This window comes from Xenorhabdus anantnagensis (genome assembly GCF_028598555.1).
GTDB lineage: Bacteria > Pseudomonadota > Gammaproteobacteria > Enterobacterales > Enterobacteriaceae > Xenorhabdus > Xenorhabdus anantnagensis.
On record NZ_JAQRFN010000013.1, the window covers coordinates 96,157 to 114,282 of the forward strand.

Annotated in this window: 18 protein-coding genes and 4 pseudogenes; 11 read left to right on the forward strand and 11 right to left on the reverse strand. The window is 40.4% G+C overall.

The features are described from left to right. Window positions 1–275: 275 nt before the first annotated feature. Both PSI14_RS20205 and PSI14_RS20210 read left to right on the forward strand, forming a co-directional pair. A pseudogene (locus PSI14_RS20205) lies at window positions 276–647 on the forward strand (IS1 family transposase); the annotation flags it as partial. A 253-nt stretch (window positions 648–900) separates the two neighbouring features. Continuing rightward, a pseudogene (locus PSI14_RS20210) lies at window positions 901–1,056 on the forward strand (hypothetical protein); the annotation flags it as partial. 38 nt (window positions 1,057–1,094) lie between these two features. Here PSI14_RS20210 and PSI14_RS20215 read toward each other — a convergent pair. Then, window positions 1,095–1,217 carry a helix-turn-helix domain-containing protein gene (locus tag PSI14_RS20215; protein ID WP_370688850.1) on the reverse strand — a complete coding sequence of 41 codons (123 nt, stop codon included), beginning with the start codon at window positions 1,215–1,217 and terminating at the stop codon, window positions 1,095–1,097. A 124-nt stretch (window positions 1,218–1,341) separates the two neighbouring features. Here PSI14_RS20215 and PSI14_RS11810 point away from each other — a divergent pair, with 124 nt between their 5' ends. The 3 genes from PSI14_RS11810 (at window position 1,342) to PSI14_RS11820 (ending at window position 3,875) form a co-directional block, all read left to right on the forward strand. Then, complete coding sequence (locus PSI14_RS11810) at window positions 1,342–2,538, forward strand: MFS transporter (protein ID WP_273576074.1); 1,197 nt, start codon at window positions 1,342–1,344, stop codon at window positions 2,536–2,538. A 462-nt stretch (window positions 2,539–3,000) separates the two neighbouring features. Continuing rightward, window positions 3,001–3,363 carry a ubiquinone anaerobic biosynthesis accessory factor UbiT gene (ubiT, locus tag PSI14_RS11815; RefSeq protein WP_273576094.1) on the forward strand — a complete coding sequence of 121 codons (363 nt, stop codon included), beginning with the start codon at window positions 3,001–3,003 and terminating at the stop codon, window positions 3,361–3,363. Then, window positions 3,357–3,875, forward strand: a complete 519-nt coding sequence (locus PSI14_RS11820; protein WP_273576075.1) for a GNAT family N-acetyltransferase — start codon at window positions 3,357–3,359, stop codon at window positions 3,873–3,875. The genes ubiT and PSI14_RS11820 overlap by 7 nt, the downstream gene beginning before the upstream one ends. Before the next feature lie 58 nt (window positions 3,876–3,933). Here PSI14_RS11820 and PSI14_RS11825 read toward each other — a convergent pair. After that, window positions 3,934–4,218, reverse strand: a pseudogene (locus PSI14_RS11825) (GIY-YIG nuclease family protein); the annotation flags it as partial. A gap of 294 nt (window positions 4,219–4,512) precedes the next feature. On the opposite strand from PSI14_RS11825, the gene bhsA reads away from it, so the two are divergent. Together bhsA and PSI14_RS11835 are read left to right on the forward strand one after the other, a co-directional pair. Then, window positions 4,513–4,764, forward strand: coding sequence for a multiple stress resistance protein BhsA (gene bhsA / locus PSI14_RS11830; RefSeq protein WP_273576076.1), 252 nt, complete (start codon window positions 4,513–4,515; stop codon window positions 4,762–4,764). 117 nt (window positions 4,765–4,881) lie between these two features. After that, entirely contained in the window at window positions 4,882–5,313 is a 432-nt protein-coding gene (locus PSI14_RS11835; RefSeq protein ID WP_273576077.1) for a YhbP family protein, read from the forward strand. 46 nt (window positions 5,314–5,359) lie between these two features. On the opposite strand, the gene nrdG is transcribed toward PSI14_RS11835, so the two are convergent. The 4 genes from nrdG to pyrI form a co-directional block, all read right to left on the reverse strand. After that, entirely contained in the window at window positions 5,360–5,824 is a 465-nt protein-coding gene (gene nrdG, locus PSI14_RS11840; protein ID WP_273576078.1) for an anaerobic ribonucleoside-triphosphate reductase-activating protein, read from the reverse strand. A gap of 4 nt (window positions 5,825–5,828) precedes the next feature. After that, window positions 5,829–7,763: an anaerobic ribonucleoside-triphosphate reductase gene (gene nrdD / locus PSI14_RS11845; RefSeq protein WP_273576096.1), complete on the reverse strand. Its 1,935-nt coding sequence runs from the start codon at window positions 7,761–7,763 to the stop codon at window positions 5,829–5,831. Window positions 7,764–8,052: 289 nt separating this feature from the next. Next, window positions 8,053–8,439: a 2-iminobutanoate/2-iminopropanoate deaminase gene (gene ridA / locus PSI14_RS11850; protein ID WP_273576079.1), complete on the reverse strand. Its 387-nt coding sequence runs from the start codon at window positions 8,437–8,439 to the stop codon at window positions 8,053–8,055. A gap of 148 nt (window positions 8,440–8,587) precedes the next feature. Then, entirely contained in the window at window positions 8,588–9,052 is a 465-nt protein-coding gene (gene pyrI, locus PSI14_RS11855; RefSeq protein WP_273576080.1) for an aspartate carbamoyltransferase regulatory subunit, read from the reverse strand. Between the two features lie 317 nt (window positions 9,053–9,369). Here pyrI and PSI14_RS11860 point away from each other — a divergent pair, with 317 nt between their 5' ends. Next, the gene (locus tag PSI14_RS11860; RefSeq protein WP_273576081.1) at window positions 9,370–10,053 is read left to right on the forward strand and encodes a M15 family metallopeptidase; all 684 of its coding nucleotides are present in this window, start codon (window positions 9,370–9,372) and stop codon (window positions 10,051–10,053) included. A 68-nt stretch (window positions 10,054–10,121) separates the two neighbouring features. Continuing rightward, window positions 10,122–11,333, forward strand: a complete 1,212-nt coding sequence (locus tag PSI14_RS11865; RefSeq protein WP_273576082.1) for a DUF819 family protein — start codon at window positions 10,122–10,124, stop codon at window positions 11,331–11,333. A 75-nt stretch (window positions 11,334–11,408) separates the two neighbouring features. On the opposite strand, the gene PSI14_RS11870 is transcribed toward PSI14_RS11865, so the two are convergent. Genes PSI14_RS11870 through PSI14_RS11885 form a run of 4 tightly spaced genes read right to left on the reverse strand, consistent with a single transcriptional unit; the run spans window position 11,409 to window position 13,990 of the window. Next, on the reverse strand, window positions 11,409–12,152 hold the full coding sequence (locus PSI14_RS11870; RefSeq protein ID WP_273576083.1) for a metallophosphoesterase family protein: 744 nt from the start codon (window positions 12,150–12,152) through the stop codon (window positions 11,409–11,411). Next, window positions 12,149–12,847: a VUT family protein gene (locus PSI14_RS11875; protein ID WP_273576084.1), complete on the reverse strand. Its 699-nt coding sequence runs from the start codon at window positions 12,845–12,847 to the stop codon at window positions 12,149–12,151. The genes PSI14_RS11870 and PSI14_RS11875 overlap by 4 nt, the downstream gene beginning before the upstream one ends. Continuing rightward, window positions 12,844–13,326: a hypothetical protein gene (locus PSI14_RS11880; RefSeq protein WP_273576085.1), complete on the reverse strand. Its 483-nt coding sequence runs from the start codon at window positions 13,324–13,326 to the stop codon at window positions 12,844–12,846. Before PSI14_RS11880 ends, PSI14_RS11875 begins: the two co-directional genes overlap by 4 nt. A gap of 10 nt (window positions 13,327–13,336) precedes the next feature. Further along, window positions 13,337–13,990: a helix-turn-helix domain-containing protein gene (locus tag PSI14_RS11885; RefSeq protein ID WP_273576086.1), complete on the reverse strand. Its 654-nt coding sequence runs from the start codon at window positions 13,988–13,990 to the stop codon at window positions 13,337–13,339. An 803-nt stretch (window positions 13,991–14,793) separates the two neighbouring features. Between PSI14_RS11885 and PSI14_RS11890 the strand changes: the two genes are divergently transcribed. Next, window positions 14,794–17,112, forward strand: a complete 2,319-nt coding sequence (locus PSI14_RS11890) for an FdhF/YdeP family oxidoreductase (protein WP_273576087.1) — start codon at window positions 14,794–14,796, stop codon at window positions 17,110–17,112. A 59-nt stretch (window positions 17,113–17,171) separates the two neighbouring features. Next, window positions 17,172–17,525, forward strand: coding sequence for an STM2901 family protein (locus tag PSI14_RS11895; RefSeq protein ID WP_370688851.1), 354 nt, complete (start codon window positions 17,172–17,174; stop codon window positions 17,523–17,525). On the opposite strand, the pseudogene PSI14_RS11900 reads toward PSI14_RS11895, so the two are convergent. Then, window positions 17,516–18,126 (reverse strand): annotated as a pseudogene (locus PSI14_RS11900) (reverse transcriptase domain-containing protein); the annotation flags it as partial. The gene PSI14_RS11895 and the pseudogene PSI14_RS11900 overlap by 10 nt on opposite strands.

Consider the following 18,126-nt stretch of genomic DNA (forward strand, 5'->3'; position numbering starts at 1 on the left):
TTCCATCCGCACTATATTAACAGTAAAATCTAAATTAGGTTGCTAACTTATTTCATAAGGCATTGATATTTAAATTATAATTCTTTTTATAAAAAACTCAACTTTTAATTTAAATGATTTATTGACATTAGTCACATTGTAAATAACAAAATAAAAAATCCATTATAGAAAAACACACTTAAATTAAATCAGATCCCTTAATCAGGGAATAAATAATCAAAATAAATCATCTGACTATAGAGTTTATCACTATCATTTAATTCTGTTATTCGTAATTTGAGTTTGTTGGAAATAAAAAGCAGCAACATGGGTTATGGTATGCTTGGGAGCCTCGCCTCAAGAGTATCATTGCGCATACTTTCGGAAGACGAAGTAAGAAAACGCTCAAGAAGTTATTAAAAAAACCATCCCGATTCAACGGGACTTTCTGGTATATAGACAATTTCAAAACTTACAAGATGTTACCGAAAAATAAGCCTCTTATCGGAAAAAATTTTACACAACGTATCGAGCGTGAAAATCTCACCCTACAAAACCGAATTAAGCGATTGAATCGTAAAACATTAAGTTATGCAAAATCCCCGGAAATACATGACCATTTTTTCTTTAATTATTGGACATATTTCAAATCTTTGATCAGAATCTGATTTTTATTACTAAATTATAATATAGACAATAAATTTCATTTAAATAAGATACAATTAACTTTTTAGCGTTATGTGTGAAATATTGATGTCTTGTATGAGTTTAATCGCCGAAAATGAGTAATTAAATTTTTCTTTTGGAGATTTAATAATAAATAAGTCACCAATAATTTTATCTTTATTACCTTTAAGGCTATAAATCTCACTATTTTCATTCTCTCTGTCAATGCGTAATCCACTAATATTACGAAAATATATGCCTGAAACAACTTTCTCAAAAGGGCCAAACTCTATTAGAGGAAGTTTAATACTAAAGTTGTCATCAGATATTAAAAGAGAAGGATGCGAATTAATTAATAAGAAATTTCCGGATATTGATATCCTTATTAATAATGCTGGAATTTTTTCTCCTAAGCCAATTTTTGAAATTAGTGATGATGAATGGCTTAACTATTTTAATATCAATGTCCTAGTTGTAGGAGATAGCCCCAAAGTCCGGGCAGCAGCGGTAAAACTACCTGTGTCGATGATTCTGATAAATACACTTAAGTCTTCAAGGTTACGCAGTACCATTGATGACACCTTATCATAAGTTTTTATCCATTATGGATATTTATTGCACTAAATGGAAGCATGATACTGATTACTCATCTCGAATTCAGATTGATGCATTTTTAGCGTATAAGGAGAGTCTTCAATGCCATTCGTGATATATATATTTTCGCTTTGTGCATTTGCGATAGGGTTTACAGAGTTCATCACTATTGGACTGATATCTGTGATGTCAGTAGATCTTGGTGTAGATGTAACCAGTATTGGGTTAACAGTGACGGCTTATGCATTAGGCGTTGTGATTGGGGCACCCATTTTGACAGCACTGGCATCTAATTGGTCGAGAAAACGCTTACTTCTTACTGCAATGTTGGCATTTACTCTTGGGAATCTAATAGCCGCCGCATCAGCAAATTTGGTTATTCTTTTAGTGGCACGTTTATTATCTGGTCTGGCACATGGCGTTTTTTTTGCTGTGGCTTCTGGTGTTGCGACTCGGTTGGTTCCGTCTGAACGTGCTGGAACTGCCCTCGCTTGGGTATTCGGTGGTGTCACTATTGCCATGTCTTTAGGCGTTCCTATAGGAACTTGGCTAGGTAGTATACTCAATTGGCATGTCATATTTTTAATTATCGCTGTTTGTGGATTGATTGGAACGATTGGTATTGGATTCAAAATGCCAAAAGATGCCGGAGAGCAGGCTATGAAGGTATCTGCTAGCTGGCGTCATCTTATTATCCTTTTTGATCGACGTTTACTGGCAGGTGCAAGCGTCCCGATGTTTTCCTATACCGCTTCTTTTGCCCTGTACACATTTATTACCCCTATATTATTGACGATTACAGGAGTAAGTGTTGAAACAGCCAGTGGAGTATTGCTTGCGTACGGTATTGGAGCCGCTGTTGGTACGGTTTGGGGTGGTCGATTGACAGATCGACAGGGAATGGATCTTGCCTCACTTATTCTTCTTGTCGGTATTGCAGTTGTGCTTGCAGCTATGAGTTTCAGTCTTACCAATTCTGTACTGATGATTGGTTTGACGGCTTTACTTGGGTTGGCAACTTATGGGGCAATTCCACCGTTGCAGTCAAGGATACTTATGTTAGCGGAGAGGCACACACCATATGCAATGGATATAGCTTCTGGCATGAATATTGCCGCTTTTAATGCTGGGGTTGTTCTGGGTTCGGTGATTGGTGGTACTACAGTACGAGGGTGGGGATTAGAAACACTAACATGGGTAGGTGCAGGAATTGGTGTTCTGGCTATTGTATCCCTTGTATGGCAAATGGTTATTCCATCCATGCGTGAGCAGCGTACAATACTAAACTTTATGAAATGATGACTTTCGGTTATTCCATCCATGCGTGAGCAGCGTTCAATCTCTAACTCACCATAATTATTCTGTCGATCGCTGTACTACAGGAGCGGTGTCCATTGAGATGCAGAAAAAACGCCTACTTTATTAAATTATAAGATTTTCTGTTACAGGAAAAAGCTGACGCTTTGGAAGAAACGATAACTTCCAAAGCGTCAGCTTGCGTGGTTTGGCTGCCTTAGAAAACATGCCTGAAGGTTTTCATCACAATGGCTATGGATAAGCCCCGCAAAAATAGCTTTTGACGATGTTTGCCCTGTAGACGTTTTGTGATAAGGGATTTATTATCGATTCTTGATATATACCCTTCGTCTTTCAAGTTGCCTCTTTGTTGGCTGCGCTCACTCACCCCGGTCACATAGTGATCTATGCTCCCGGGGATTCGTTCCCTTGCCACCACGACGCATCTTGAAATCCATTGGGTATATGATCGGGAAATACAGCAGGATAGGGCCTGCATTACTGCGCTTTCCATTAAAAGCAACTTCTTTTATTTTACAGCGCCAGGTACAGGAGCAGTTTCTTGGTTGGCAATTTCGAGAGGCATTCAACGATTTCATCCTTATTGCTGCCCGTAAGGAAGATCCTGATACATTGTTTTTTCAGCGTCGTTTGCGAGTTGAAGGAAATACAGAATTGGGACTACATGTGAAAAATCTTATGGATTCTATCGAACTGGAATCTATACCACCCATTCTTCGCTTTGGTTTATTGCGTCTGGCTGAATTTATCAAAGCGGGACAGAAAGAGGGCGCAGATCAGAACGATCGCGCGTTATCGTCATGTTAATCAGGGTCGAAATTCCTGTCGATGCTATGGGGATTGATCGTTTGCTACGCCAATCTTTTGAAACATCGGCAGAAGCTGAGTTAATTCATCAACTAAGAGAAGATGGTTTGTTGACACTGGGTATTGTTGCGACCGACGATGAAGGCCATGTGATTGGCTATGCCGGTTTCGCTCCTGTTGATATCAATGGTGAAGATCATCAGTGGGTTGGCCTGGCACCATTGGCGGTAGCAGAACAGTATCGTAGTCATGGGCTTGGTGAAAAATTGATTTATGAAGGGCTGGATAGCCTGAACGAGTTTGGTTATGGAGCAGTCGTGGTGCTGGGGGATTATGAATACTACCACCGTTTGGGTTTTAAACTTGCCAACGAATATCAATTGTATTGTCAATGGCCTGATTGTGAAGATTACTTCCTGATCTACACTCTGGCTGATATTTCACAGGGGGATTGTCATGGACGGGTTACTTATCCTGCCCATTTTGATTGCCTGTGGTCATTGTCTGAGTGATTGCTTCTTTTGCTGAACTCTCTGATTGAGTGAAAAGCTTCTCAGATAAACCGATTTTTATTAAATAAGTCGTTATGCAGAGAGGCTGGTCAATAACCAGCCTCTCTTTCTGCTGTTTACTCAGTTTCTTCACGCGATATTCTACTTTCAATGCCATTCCCTTATCTCTGACCGGACTTTGATAAACCAATGTCAAGGGAGCTTTTCCTCTCAGAAATTTTGCGCCTTTTCCAGCCACATGTTGCATAAATCGACGGGATATATTTGTGGTAACTCCAGTATATAGTAACCCGTCCCGTGTTCTGATCAGGTAGATATACCAGTTAGATACTTTAATATTCATTATCTGTTTTTAATAATCTCAACAATTTGGTTTCTATAAGAAATTAATTCATGTTTCAGTTATAAACATAATTATCAGTGTGATCCTAAGCTGGTTTTTTGATGTTTTGTTAATATAACTAAATGAATTTGTTTGGATTATATGTCATTTATTAACTAGTAACAGTGTTTTTCATTCAAATAAATTGAAATATTATAGCAATAATTGCTAATTATCATATCCTGAACAGGCGTATAACATGCTCACACATACGAGGTATTCATTCGGTTTTTAAAATTAGCAGAGAAGCAAAATATGAAAAATGTAAAAAATATCGTCGCAGCTTTAGCATTATGTGTGGTTTCATTCGGTTCTTTTGCGGCTACTGAAGTTCAAGTTGCTAAGGGAGATAAAATTGGTGTTGTTTCAGTTAATGGTGCAGCTACACTAGATAGCCTGACCGCAGAGTTATCCAAAAAAGCTGAAAAAGCTGGCGCAACATATTTCCGCGTTATTTCTGCAACGGGTCAGAACCAACTCAACGGAGTTGCCGAAATTTATAAATAATTTATAGTGTTTCTATACAAATCTCTTGGTTTATTTAGTCAAATACAGAACATGTAACTGGATAGAAAACCAGTCGTGTTCTGTGAGTACTTGAATAAAATAACGATATGGAAATATATGAATTTAAATAAAGAAATTTTAATAATTTGTCAATATCTCGCCAAGCAACATGTATTCACTCTTTGTACTTTTTCAGCTCAAGATCTATGGTGCGCTAGCTGCTTTTATGTCTTTGATGTTGATAGCATGGCATTTTGGTTTATGACCGAATCCAATACCCGCCACGGTCAGATGATGCAAAACAATCCTATTGTTGCAGGTACTGTTGCAGGTCAAACACGTAATATCGCGCAAATCAAAGGTGTTCAGTTTCGTGGTGAAGTCATTCCGTTGACAGGTGAAGCCGAAACTATCGCCAGAACGCGTTATTGCCGCCGTTTTCCCATCGCCCTCACAGCCAAATCCCCAATCTGGCAGCTCGATATAAATGAAATCAAAATGGTGAATAATGCCCTCGGTTTTGGCAAAAAATTGCATTGGCAGCGTTAATGCCGCTGCTTGATCACTAAGGGCATTTTTTATCTTAAATCATTCTCTATCTTAAATAATGAATGATCTGATTATGACTGCCTCGCCAGATTAACGAAGGATCATACAGCGCTTGTTCAAACTTCCCATCCACCACAACATGGATATAACTGATCACTTCTTGTTGAGCTTCATTTAATTCATTGAGGATATAGCCTGTCCATAGCCAGATATCCTTATCTGGACATTCTTCTCGTACACGTTTAACCAGCCGCAACACGCTGGGAATATTATGGGGATGCAGAGGATCGCCGCCAGATAATGACAAACCTTGTCGTTTAATACGGTTATCTTTCAGATCAGCGATGATCTGATCTTCAATGACCTGCGTAAAAGGCCGGCCCGAATCGACCCGCCACGTGCTTTGGTTGTAACAGCCACGGCATTGGTGCAAGCAACCTGATACGAACAGCGTACAACGAGTTCCTGGGCCATTCACCACATCAACCGGATAGTATTGATGATAATTCATGGCATTAACCGACTTGCCCATTGCCGAGATGTTTCACGCGGCGTTTTACTTCTTCCTGCTTACCTGCGTTGAATGGGCGGGCATCTGGGCTGCCGAGGTAACCACAAACACGGCGAATAACTGAAACATGAGCTGAATCATGATTGCCGCATTGGGGGCAGGTGAACCCTTTACTGGTACAGGCGAACTCTCCGGTAAAACCGCATCGGTAGCACTCATCAATTGGGGTATTGGTGCCATAGTAAGGCACACGTGAATAGCTGTAATCCCAGACATCTTCCAAGGCTTTTAAATTATGTTGCAGATTGGGATACTCGCCGTAGCAAATAAATCCGCCGTTTGCCAATAGTGGATAGGGGGATTCAAAGTCCAGTTTATCGTAGGGATTGACCTTCTTTTCCACATCCAGATGGAAACTGTTGGTGTAATAGCCCTTATCGGTAACACCTTGGATCATCCCAAATTCAGCGGCATCTAAACGGCAGAAGCGGTCGCATAAATTTTCGCTTGGTGTGCTGTACAAACTAAACCCATAGCCCGTTTCCAGCTTCCATTGATCGACTGCCTTACGTAAGTGTTTAACAATGGAAATGGCTTTTTGTTGGCGCTGTTCATCATCAAAGAGATGAATGTGATGACCATATAACGCGTTTATCGTTTCATGGAGACCGATATAGCCCAACGAGATAGAAGCCCGACCTTGCTTAAAAATATCGGCAATACTGTCATCGGCTTTCAGACGTACACCGCAAGCACCTTCCATATAGAGAATCGGGGCAACGCGAGCCTTAGTATTTTCTAGGCGAGAAATTCGGGTCATCAGCGCTTTTTTTGCAAGCAACAAACGCTGTTCCAAAAGTTGCCAAAAATCAGCTTCATCACCTCTGGCTTCGAGTGCAATACGGGGAAGATTCAAGCTGATAACGCCCAAATTATTGCGCCCTTCGTGAACTTGCTGACCGTTTTCCTCATAAACGCCGAGAAAACTGCGGCAGCCCATTGGCGTTTTAAACGACCCTGTTACCTTGATCACCTGATCATAATTGAGAATATCGGGATACATGCGTTTGCTGGCGCACTCCAGTGCCAATAATTTAATGTCATAGTGAGGATCACCAAACCGATGATTCAACCCATCGCGAATGGTAAAAACCAGTTTAGGGAAAACGGCAGTCTTGCGATTTTTTCCCAAACCAGCAATGCGGTTGCGCAGAATCGAGGTTTGAATCAGGCGGGATTCTTTCGTTGTTCCCAACCCGAAACCGAAAGTAACAAACGGAGTTTGTCCATTGGCGGTATGCAGCGTATTGACTTCATATTCCAGAGACTGGAAGGCGTCATAACACTCTTTTTCTGTGCGAGCTTCTGCGTAGGCTGCCTGATCTGCAATATTCCACTCTTTGGCAATGACTAGATGCTTGTCATAACTGGCTTTTACAAAAGGAGCGAGGACTTCATCAATGCAATTAATGGTCGTGCCACCATAAATGTGGCTGGCAACTTGCGCGATGATCTGCGCGGTAACCGCAGTGGCGGTGGAAATGGATTTAGGCGGCTCAATTTCTGCATTACCCATTTTAAAACCGTTGGTCAGCATGCCCTGTAAATCGATCAGCATACAATTGAACATAGGGAAAAACGGGGCGTAATCCAGATCATGATAGTGAATTTCGCCTTTATCATGTGCCCGCACTACATCATGCGGCAGTATATACTGCTTGGCATATTGTCGAGCGACAATCCCCGCCAATAAATCACGCTGGGTTGGAATGACTTTACTGTCTTTATTGGCGTTTTCATTGAGCAGAGAGAAATTGTTTTGCTCGATCAGGCCACGAATTTCTTGATCCAGCCGATCATGCCATTCATGGGAAGCCTGTCCACAGGTATTGCTTCTACTAACGTCAGCTTGACGGTCATCCTGTTGCGTCACAACCATTTTCACAATATGGCTCCTCAATATGTTATCCACAGGCGAAAATGACAGGAATATTCGTTTTTTGTTTGGATGTGGATAATCTTGTGTATGCTAACTACTAGATACTAAAATCTATATGTAGTGATTTTGTTTTATTTAAACACAATATATAGATCATTTAAGCTAATATACAACCTCAAAAGTTGATCTGAGACAAAGAAAGAGAAGGTTATCAAGAAAGGAAAAGAGAGACACAAGGCGGGGCTAACAACCCTGATACCGGAGTTATCAGGGCTGAGAGAACGACAAACTAGCGACGAACGGCGATCGCTTCGATTTCGATTTTCACATCTTTTGGCAGACGAGCAACTTCAACACATGAGCGAGCAGGGAACGGCGCATTATGTTCAGCGAAGAACGCTTCGTAAGTTACGTTCACGGCAGCAAAGTCATTCAGGTCTTTGACAAATACCGTAGTTTTTACGATATCAGCCACTTTCAGGCCAGATTTTTCGATGATAGCTTTAACGTTTTCCAAAGACTGACGGGCTTGGGCAGTCACCTCTTCAGGGATAGCACCGGTTTTTGGATCAACAGGGATCTGACCGGAAGTGATAACCATGCTGCCCAGATCAACACCCTGAACATAGGGACCGATTGCTGCTGGTGCATTTTCGGTATGGATAGAACGTGACATTAGAAACTCCTGTTTGACGTCTAAATGGAAAAATTTCCTGGATCGCTATTATAGTGATCCTCTGTCCCGCATCAATTGATACAGGACATTCTTATAAATTGCTTGAGCTTGTAGATTATTTGAACCTGTAAATTGCTTGAATAGAGGATTAATCGTTATCGATGACGGCCTGACGATCAAACTCTTTCTCACAGTATTTACAGCGCAACACCACATCGTCTTTCTCTGACATGATATGGAAGCTACTGTCGACGGGTTCATTATGGCTGATGCAATTGCTGTTCGGGCAAACAAGGATACTGTCGATCTGATTTGGCAGATTGATGGGCATCTTTTTTACTACAATGTAATTTTCAATGTTATTGATTGTCGCGTGTGGCGCATACATGGCGAGCTGGTTTGCTTGTTGCTCTGTCAGAAAGGTGTTTTCAATCTTGATCAGATCTTTTTTACCCAGATGATTGGAAGGCAGATTCAGGCCAATGGTAACACGCTGGTCTGTTTCTGTGAGTTTGAACAGCGACAATAGCTTAAAGCCGACATGAGCCGGAATGTGATCGATAACCGTGCCACATTTGATAGCTTCTACTTGTAATTGATGGTCTTGCGTCATGTTGTGTCATGAATACCGTTTCGGTATTCCTCCTCCAGATATTAGGGGATCAAGGAAATCGGTTTATTTTGTCACAGACGATTTGGTATTTCACCTGATTAACTTTTTAATTTTAAAGACGATTTAATTTAAAAAGCGACTTAATTCAATGATAGAAAATAAATAAAATTTGATGGTTTTCACTAGTGTTGCTAATCTGTAAATGTATTGTTATTTAAATAATTGCATTTCAATATTACAGCGTAAGGTCGAACATGTTGTTCTCTATTTCTTCTGAAAATATAGATCTGAAAAAAAGTTCTGTGGAAAAAATCCCAGTGACGAAAGTTTTTGATTGGAAAATAATTAATGAAATTCCTATTTATGAATGTGGTGAATCTTTAGAGAAAATTACTTGTTCAGATAAATTAAAGCAAACATCGGTTTATTATATTGCGGGAATAAAAGGCGCCATTGAATATTGCATGGTGAGAAAAAGTGTGGCTGAAAAATTAGTGATGGCTTCGCAATTACTTCCTTTCCATTTAGGGATTTTAGTATTGGATGGTTGGCGTTCACGGGAAACTCAACAGGCATTGCAAGATAAAACGCAGGCAAAGATAGCGGCTCAATATACTGAATTATCTGCTGAAGAACAACAGAAACTATTACGGCAATTTGTGGCTCCGGCACCTGTAGGGAAAAATCAAATCAGCCCGCATCTGACGGGAGGATCGGTGGATGTTACGCTCTTCGACATGAAATCTGGTCATGCACTGTTTTTGGGAACAGAGTTTGATGAAGTCAGTGAACTTTCCTATACCGCAGCATTAGAAGAAGAGCCAGAAAAAAATATGCCTGCCATGTTATATCGCCGATTACTGTATCAAGCCATGACGCAAGTGGGGTTCACCAATTTACCGACTGAATGGTGGCATTTTGATTACGGTAACTCCATGTGGGCATTTTATGAAAACCGGACTGCCATTTATGGTGCAATAGATGAAATTCCACGCTTTTAATAAGTAAATACTTTAATGAGTCAGTGAGTAAATATCTTATTTTTATTTGGAAAATATCAGGATAAATAATGAAGAGCACATTGATTGCAGCCGATAATTCATTAATGCTCTGGGCTTTTATTATGATTGCTGTTGCTGCCGCCATAATGTCTGAGCAGCATTTCAAATGGGCATCTAAAATACCGGGAGCCGTGATTGCATTGATAATTGCGGTCTTTGCTTCCAATTTACATATTATTCCTACTGCGGCACCGGCTTACGATGCTGTCTGGGAGTACATCCTGCCATTGGCGATCCCTCTATTATTGTTCAAAACTAATCTGCACAGTATTTTTAAAGAGAGCGGACGGTTATTGATAATTTTCCTGATTTCTTCCATTGCTACCATGATTGGCACGATCGTTTCTTTCTGGCTTTTCAGGGCCTACATACCCGAATTAGATAAAATCAGTGGCATGATATCCGCCTCTTACACAGGAGGAGGTGTTAACTTTGCGGCAATGGCTGCCAAGCTGGAAACGTCCCAAAGCATGGTGGCATCGACCATTGTTGCTGATCATTTTATGATGGCAGCTTATTTTATTATCCTGATGGTCTTATCCGGCTGGGGAGTGGCGAGAAAATTCTGGGGCAGCCCCTATACTGACATGGTTGAAAATACGCCTGATTTGAATAAATCTCAGCCATTGGCAGCGGCTTATTGGAAACCGAAAAATATTGCCCTGAAAGACATAGCCTTATCGCTGGCATGGTCGATTTTTATTGTCGCACTGTCATTTAATCTTTCATCATGGTTAAAAAGCCTGCTTGGACAACCAAATAACATTTATCAAGAACTGGTTTTCAGCCTGATTTCCGACAAATATCTGCTGCTTACTACTGTCACTTTTATTATCGTCTCGATATTTAGAAAGACATTCAGCAAGCTGAACGGTACTCAGGAATTGGGTACTTACGCCATCTATATGTTCTTTGTGGTGATTGGCATACCCGCTTCCATTCAAGCCATCATCAGTCATGCGCCACTACTATTTGCTTTCGTCTTTGTGATTGCCATGATCAACTTGATCCTGACCTTTGCTGTAGGCAAAGTGTTTAAATTCAGCCTTGAAGAAAGCATTCTGGCGTGTAATGCCAATATCGGCGGGCCAACAACCGCTGCTGCAATGGCAATCAGCCGTGGTTGGATAAATCTGGTCGGTCCGATAATGGTGATTGGTACAGTCGGGTATGTAATTGGCAACTATGTTGGGACGTTTGTTTATTTTGTCGTGGGATGAAATAGAGGGATGAAATAGCGGCATGAACAAGCGCAGCTAACAGCGCTGCAACTTGAAAAATAGAGGGAATCAACATTAATAAATACACGACGTTATAGAGACATCAGATGAAAAATCTATGATGTTGAAACCAAAGCCTTTTGATATCTTGACGGTGTCTATACCCGGTAGCCATTGGAATACAACAGCGGGAGCAACACATGTTGTCATCGTATTATGATGCCAAATACGTGCAGTATGTGCATGCCCGCTGCCGATAAATTTAACTTTATATTTCTCACAAAGAGCCAGTAATTCTTTGCCATTATTTAACATGCAGCTATCTACAATTGGTGTACCTACAGGAATAGCATGGTGATGCATGAATATAGCGATATTAACATTGCTGTTTTTAATCATTTTTCTTTCTAGTTCAGCTAAGTTAGCTTCGGATATCAAACCAAAATCTTCGCCTTCAACAACAGTATCGACTGAAATAAAATGCCAGGATTTATTTTTATACTCGCGGGAATTGAGAATATACTGGTTTTGTTTTTCTGCGAGTACGATGTCAAAATTATTCTTGAGATCATGATTACCCAGTATCGCTATATAAGGTGTTTTTAGTGACTCCATTTTTTGCAGAAAATATCCGTAGGCTTCAACATCTCCATCATTTGCAATGTCACCGGATACGATGATTAACTCTATTTCAGTGAGTGTTTTTATTCTGCATATTTCATCACAAACAAAATCAAAATTTTCATAAGGATTTACATCAAACATTTTTTGACCGCGGTTTCGGGTCAAATGTATGTCTGTTAAGTGAATGATTTTCATTTTTTATTACCTCTGAAAAGAAATGGATTGTATGATATGTTCCAATCGTAAGTATCAGTTGACTCTAATTTTTTTATTTTATCGGCTAAGAAGATGCCTATTGGTAGAAGAATGATGGACATGACGACTTTATAAGACCATGTAGTTGCAATTATTGTCACTAATTCATTAAAACTATATTTTGAAGAGAGGCTTATAGGATAGGCTGATAGAAGGAGAGCGGCTTGAGTAATCATTGAAGCAATGATATATCGGATGAAAAAAAATCGACCAAGGAAGACTTTTTTTAAAGAAGATATGACGAATCCGTTTATAAAATAAGAAATAGGTACTGAAGTCCATGTTCCTACCATGACTCGCCAGAATTCCCCAAACAGTGCTTGAAAATTCATTGATATTTGATTGTTTTCTGGTTGTGCATGCGATGCGGCAAAGATAATCATGACAAAAATTGATTGGCATAGAACTATTATCCAGACAGTATTGACTCCTTGCCGATATCCATAAACCTCTGTCTGAATTGTAGATATTAAGAAATAAAAAGAGAATAAGATCCCACTGAATGTGATTTTAAAACCACCAAAGTCTAGAGTCTTATAGACGAGAACATCACAAGTCACCATTATTGTGACAGATAAAGCAACAAATAGAGAATCATATTTGAATTTTGTTTTGTTGGGATAAGAGTGTGTCACTTTATTACCTTTAGTTTCGTGGGATTAGATGATTTTATTTTTTCTGTTCTTGAAATTTCATCAGAAATTTTTCTTCCGTCTTTTAATCCAGACATATAGGCTATTTTTACAAGGTTTGTTGGATCTAATTTATCTACTATATTCTGATCTATCAGCAATTCCTTTCCACTTATTTCTCTGCGAGAATAAGCATTCTGTATTGTGAATGAAAGATCTCTTCTCTCTTCTATTATTTCGAATTTCTGTTTTTCTCTCATATCATACTCTTCAAACCGAGTTATGAATATGATATCAATGGGGTTTATATTATATAATAACTCACTATCAAAAATATCTTCTGCGGTGGCTTTTATACATGTATGAGTACCTAGTTCTTTTAATATATAAAATCCATTTTCTTTTATTGGTTCAAATTTTTGTAAACTATATATATAACGAGGTTTAAATGTTTTTTTGAAAAAATCAATTATTTTACTCATGATGAAAATCCTATTTTAATTTTTTAATTGATTTAATCACAACTCCAATTATTGTGTAATTATGAGTTAATATAGTTTTAGGCTCGTTTTCAATCCCTAATATAGAAAAATAAATTCCACTTTCACCTACAAAAATTTGTCTAAAGCAAATCGGTGCATCTTTAATTTTGACGAGAACGACATCACTATCACAAAAGCTTTCGGTTTTGGAGACAATGGCAACCGTGTTGCTGTCGAAGTACGGAGATAATAAGTTGTTTGAAAATTCCACTGCGAAAAGAGAGTATTCATGATGACTATTAATACTTATTTTATATAAATTTGTATTAACTGTTTTTCCGGCTATATAGCTATCCAAGTCGCCATAACGAATTAGAGGTATTGTTGAAATAATTTCTTCGTTTTCATTTGACTTATACAATTTGTTGTCGGTAATTTCACCAAGGTTTACACCAAATACATCCGCAATGGATGAAATAGTTGCGATAGTGGGGTTTCCGACACCCCGTCTGAGGCTATTAATAGTCGCGATTCCCAGACCTGTCAATCTGCTCAGGGTTTGCGGGTCTATATTGTTTTTTTTCATTAAAAAATCAATATTTTGTGCTATGTTGGATAACAGGGTATCAGCTTCGGTTGATTTTTTATTGTTCAATTCTTGCATTATATCATCTCTTTGATAATATATTATCGTGCGTTGATATTCATAACCTAATCTTATCTATTAGGGTTTGGTAATACAAGTGCTCAGCATCAGGGAAATTTAGCGTTTGTGTTGGACATACTAAGGAAGGGATATGAAAGAAAGGAATCATATCTGTATGGTGGGAAGAGTAAATTTTGTATCAAGAAATAGCGTTTTTGCTCGTTATGTTCAACATTTACTTGCTGAACATAACGAGTAATTGATGTTTATACTCATAATATAAAGAGAGCACTATAATAATTTCAAATGTAAATAATAGAATGGAGTTTTATTGAATTGCTAAATTAATGTTTATATCAATATTTGCTTGTGTTGATATAATGAATGTAACCTAATGATATAATTTAATATGTATATTTTAAATTGTTATCAAAGCAGCTTTTGAATAGAAGCCTTACTCACCACTTGACCTCTGATATCATATATTTGATCTCCATCACATTATTGTCGTTATTTATTGTCGTTATTCATGACCGTTACTAAACATCGTGAACAACGCTATCCACAAGTATCTCTCATACAATAACTCGGTTTTTTCGTGATGTAACCACGGGATAACTACCATAATGAATGGATAGGAGTATGATTATAAAAAAGTGGTCATCACCTGTTTTTTGGTTATATCGTGAAGTATGACTACTCGGTTCGTCCCTATGATTACATCGGTGGTAAGCCGCCAATGGATGAAATCGGCGTTATTGGTTCACCTGCAAATCTGTGGCCAGTCTGTGTTGACCACGACATAAAAAATAGAGATTTTTATGAAATTCAAATCAAAAATAAAACCTTACCATGCGGCTGCTGGTGGCTGGGGTTCACTGGAGGCAACAACCCGATTTGTCTTTGATAGTAAACAGGCACTGAAAAATATGGTTAACCTGATGCGCATGAACAAGCCCAGAGGCTTTGATTGTCCCGGATGCGCGTGGGGAGATGACAATAAAAGCCTTTTCAGTTTTTGTGAAAACGGTGCCAAAGCAGTCACTTGGGAAGCGACTCGTCGGCATATTGATCGGGAATTTTTCGCAACTTACAGCGTGAGTAAACTCTACCAACAAAGTGATTATTTCCTTGAATATCAAGGCCGTGTGGTTGAACCAATGAGCTATAACCCGCAAACGGATCATTATGAGCCGATTAGCTGGAATGATGCTTTTGCCCTGATAGCCAGCCATATAAAGGCAATGGAGAACCCCAATCAGCTTGAACTGTATACCTCTGGGCGTGCCAGCAATGAGGCCTCATGGCTGTATCAATTGTTTGGCCGCGTGGTGGGAACAAATAACTTCCCTGATTGTTCCAATATGTGCCATGAAGCCAGTGGCTACGGCATGTTGCAAAGTTTGGGAGTTGGGAAAGGCACCATTCGGCTGCCAGATTTTGATCATGCTGATGCCATCTTTATATTCGGCCAAAACCCCGGTACAAACCATCCTCGGATGTTGCATAGCTTGCGGCATGCTGCTGAACATGGCGCTCGCATTGTCACATTTAATACTTTGCGTGAGCGCGGTTTGGAACGTTTCGCAGATCCACAAAAACCGCTCGAAGTCATCACCCCAATGGCAGGGGAAATTAGCCACCGTTACTATCAGCCCAAACTTGGCGGAGATATGGCTGCGGTGCGCGGGATTGTGAAGGCACTTTTGGAAACCCATAACCTCCTACTGGCCGAAGGCAAATCAGGTATTTTTGATCTGGAATTTATTTCAACTTATACCGAAGGAGTGGATGCTTACTTACAAGAAGTCGCTGCAACCGGATGGTCATTTATCGAGGATCAATCGGGATTGACTGAAGCACAATTGCGCGAGGCGGCAACCATTTACCAGAACGCTGAGCGCGTCATTTGTACTTGGGCGATGGGGATCACTCAACACAAACACTCTTTGGTTACTGTGCGTGAAATCGTCAACCTTCAATTGCTTTTTGGTCAGTTGGGTAAACCCGGTGCCGGGCTTTGTCCGGTGCGTGGTCACAGTAATGTGCAGGGCAACCGGACAATGGGGATTAATGAGAAACCAGCCAAACCTTTCTTGGATAGCATGGCAGCCCATTTTGGTTTCGAGCCACCTCGTACTCATGGTCATAACGTTGTGAAAGCGTTGAGTGCCATGTTGCGTGATGAAGTTAAGGTGTTGATCGCACTGGGTGGGAATCTTGCGGCAGCGGCTCCGGATAGCCCACGAACAGAAGAAGCCCTTAAACACTGTGATTTGACCGTACACATCAGCACAAAATTAAATCGGAGTCATCTTGTTACCGGTAAAAAAGGTGCTCTTATCCTGCCGACATTAGGCCGTACTGAACGAGATATTCAAGCCACAGGATCGCAATTTGTGACGGTAGAAGATTCTTTCAGCATGGTTCATGCCTCAGAGGGCGTGAACAAGCCGTTATTTGATAGCCAGCGTTCTGAGACTGCGATTGTTGCAGGCATTGCCAATGCGACAGTAGGTAATACCGCGACGATTAACTGGCTGGAATTAGCAGGGGATTACAATAAAATTCGCGATCACATTGCAGCGACCATTCCAGGATTTGATGGTTTTAATGAAAAATGCGAACACCCCGGTGGTTTCTATCTTGGCAATGCTGCGGCTGAATTACGTTTTGCCACACCAAGCAAAAAAGCTGAATTCAGCCATGCTCCGTTACCAAAAACACTGTTCCCGCAAATTGAAGGCACTGATGTTCCTTTCACGTTGCAGACCCTGCGCTCGCACGACCAATACAACACCACGATTTATGGACTGGATGATCGTTATCGCGGGGTTTATGGTCAGCGGGAAGTGCTATTCATGAATCCGGAAGATATTGCCCAATCGGGGTATCAGGCTGGCGATCTGGTTGATATCGAGACTGTATGGAATGACGGTATTAAGCGCAAAGTTTCGGGTTTTAAGCTGGTTCCTTATACCATTCCTCGCGGAAATCTTGCGGCTTATTACCCAGAAACTAACCCATTAGTGCCAATGGAAAGTATCGGTGATGGTACGGGTACGCCAACTTCAAAATCTGTACCCGTGAAATTATCTCTCACTGAACAGAATGAATCTGAACTTCAGCGTCTTGTATAAGATGCTTGTAGTTAAAATCAGTTAGTCACAAGCCCGTCGATTCAGCCCGGTTTTTAAAAATAACGATACGATCTTCATCATTAAAAACCGAGCTGGTTAGAAAACAGTTTACTGTTGTCGATGTAGTCGCTATTGCTTCTATGCTGGCGAGTCTACCAGTGTTAGACGCGCCTGGTAAGGCAGGAGGTGGCGCTACCAAAGGTACAAGTCCTCTTTCCGTTGCGAGACGCAAAACCATTACATGGGGACAACTGTTGAAAGGCAAGTGGGCTTATACGACCAGTCTTGCTACATTTGTTGGTCGTTGGCTTCCGTGGGTGGGAGCCGTGCTGACCGCTTATACTCTTGCTATCATAACTCGAAATGTTATACACCGTTATAAACTGATTGTTGGCTCAGGGAGGAATCTATAGATTATTCGCATACTTTGGTAGATAAACTGCCCAACTCGTCTCTGGTTATCAGATATGCCGTGATAATTTATCCAGCCTCTGATCACTCTGATGACGGTATTCAGGATTTGCCGTTTGTCGGTACTCAGATTCTTCCATAGAAAGTCCCTGAGTCCCTTCAATTTAGCGGCGAAACGGTCTTTTCGGCTGGTAAATTTCAGTCGCCAGAAACCCTTTCGCGTTTTCCCCCAATAGCAGGTAAATCCCAGAAAATTGAACGTTGGCAAGCGTTTTCCTGACTGGTTAGCTCACATTGCCGCAATGTGACCCGCAGGAATTAATTGCGATTTGTCTTCATGCAACTCCAAGCCATACTTATTCAGTCTCTTAGGTAATACCTTGTAGAAACGTTTAGCTTCACTGGGATACTGGAAAGTAAACACCATGTCATCAGCATACCTCACCATCTCTGCCCGTCCATGGATATGGGAACGGCTGATTTCATCAAACCAATATCTATCACATGATGCAGATAGATATTGGCCAGCACCGGCGACAGGATTGAACCTTGCGGACACCCACGTACATTGCTGGATGTCTCTTTACCCACTATGACGGGCGC

Coding starts and splice junctions, on each gene's coding strand:
- PSI14_RS20215 (WP_370688850.1), bottom strand. CDS start 1,217: ATGGTACTGCGTAACCTTGAAGACTTAAGTGTATTTATCAGAATCATC.
- PSI14_RS11810 (WP_273576074.1), top strand. CDS start 1,342: ATGCCATTCGTGATATATATATTTTCGCTTTGTGCATTTGCGATAGGG.
- ubiT (WP_273576094.1), top strand. CDS start 3,001: ATGATCGGGAAATACAGCAGGATAGGGCCTGCATTACTGCGCTTTCCA.
- PSI14_RS11820 (WP_273576075.1), top strand. CDS start 3,357: ATGTTAATCAGGGTCGAAATTCCTGTCGATGCTATGGGGATTGATCGT.
- bhsA (WP_273576076.1), top strand. CDS start 4,513: ATGAAAAATGTAAAAAATATCGTCGCAGCTTTAGCATTATGTGTGGTT.
- PSI14_RS11835 (WP_273576077.1), top strand. CDS start 4,882: ATGAATTTAAATAAAGAAATTTTAATAATTTGTCAATATCTCGCCAAG.
- nrdG (WP_273576078.1), bottom strand. CDS start 5,824: ATGAATTATCATCAATACTATCCGGTTGATGTGGTGAATGGCCCAGGA.
- nrdD (WP_273576096.1), bottom strand. CDS start 7,763: ATGGTTGTGACGCAACAGGATGACCGTCAAGCTGACGTTAGTAGAAGC.
- ridA (WP_273576079.1), bottom strand. CDS start 8,439: ATGTCACGTTCTATCCATACCGAAAATGCACCAGCAGCAATCGGTCCC.
- pyrI (WP_273576080.1), bottom strand. CDS start 9,052: ATGACGCAAGACCATCAATTACAAGTAGAAGCTATCAAATGTGGCACG.
- PSI14_RS11865 (WP_273576082.1), top strand. CDS start 10,122: ATGAAGAGCACATTGATTGCAGCCGATAATTCATTAATGCTCTGGGCT.
- PSI14_RS11870 (WP_273576083.1), bottom strand. CDS start 12,152: ATGAAAATCATTCACTTAACAGACATACATTTGACCCGAAACCGCGGT.
- PSI14_RS11880 (WP_273576085.1), bottom strand. CDS start 13,326: ATGAGTAAAATAATTGATTTTTTCAAAAAAACATTTAAACCTCGTTAT.
- PSI14_RS11885 (WP_273576086.1), bottom strand. CDS start 13,990: ATGCAAGAATTGAACAATAAAAAATCAACCGAAGCTGATACCCTGTTA.
- PSI14_RS11890 (WP_273576087.1), top strand. CDS start 14,794: ATGAAATTCAAATCAAAAATAAAACCTTACCATGCGGCTGCTGGTGGC.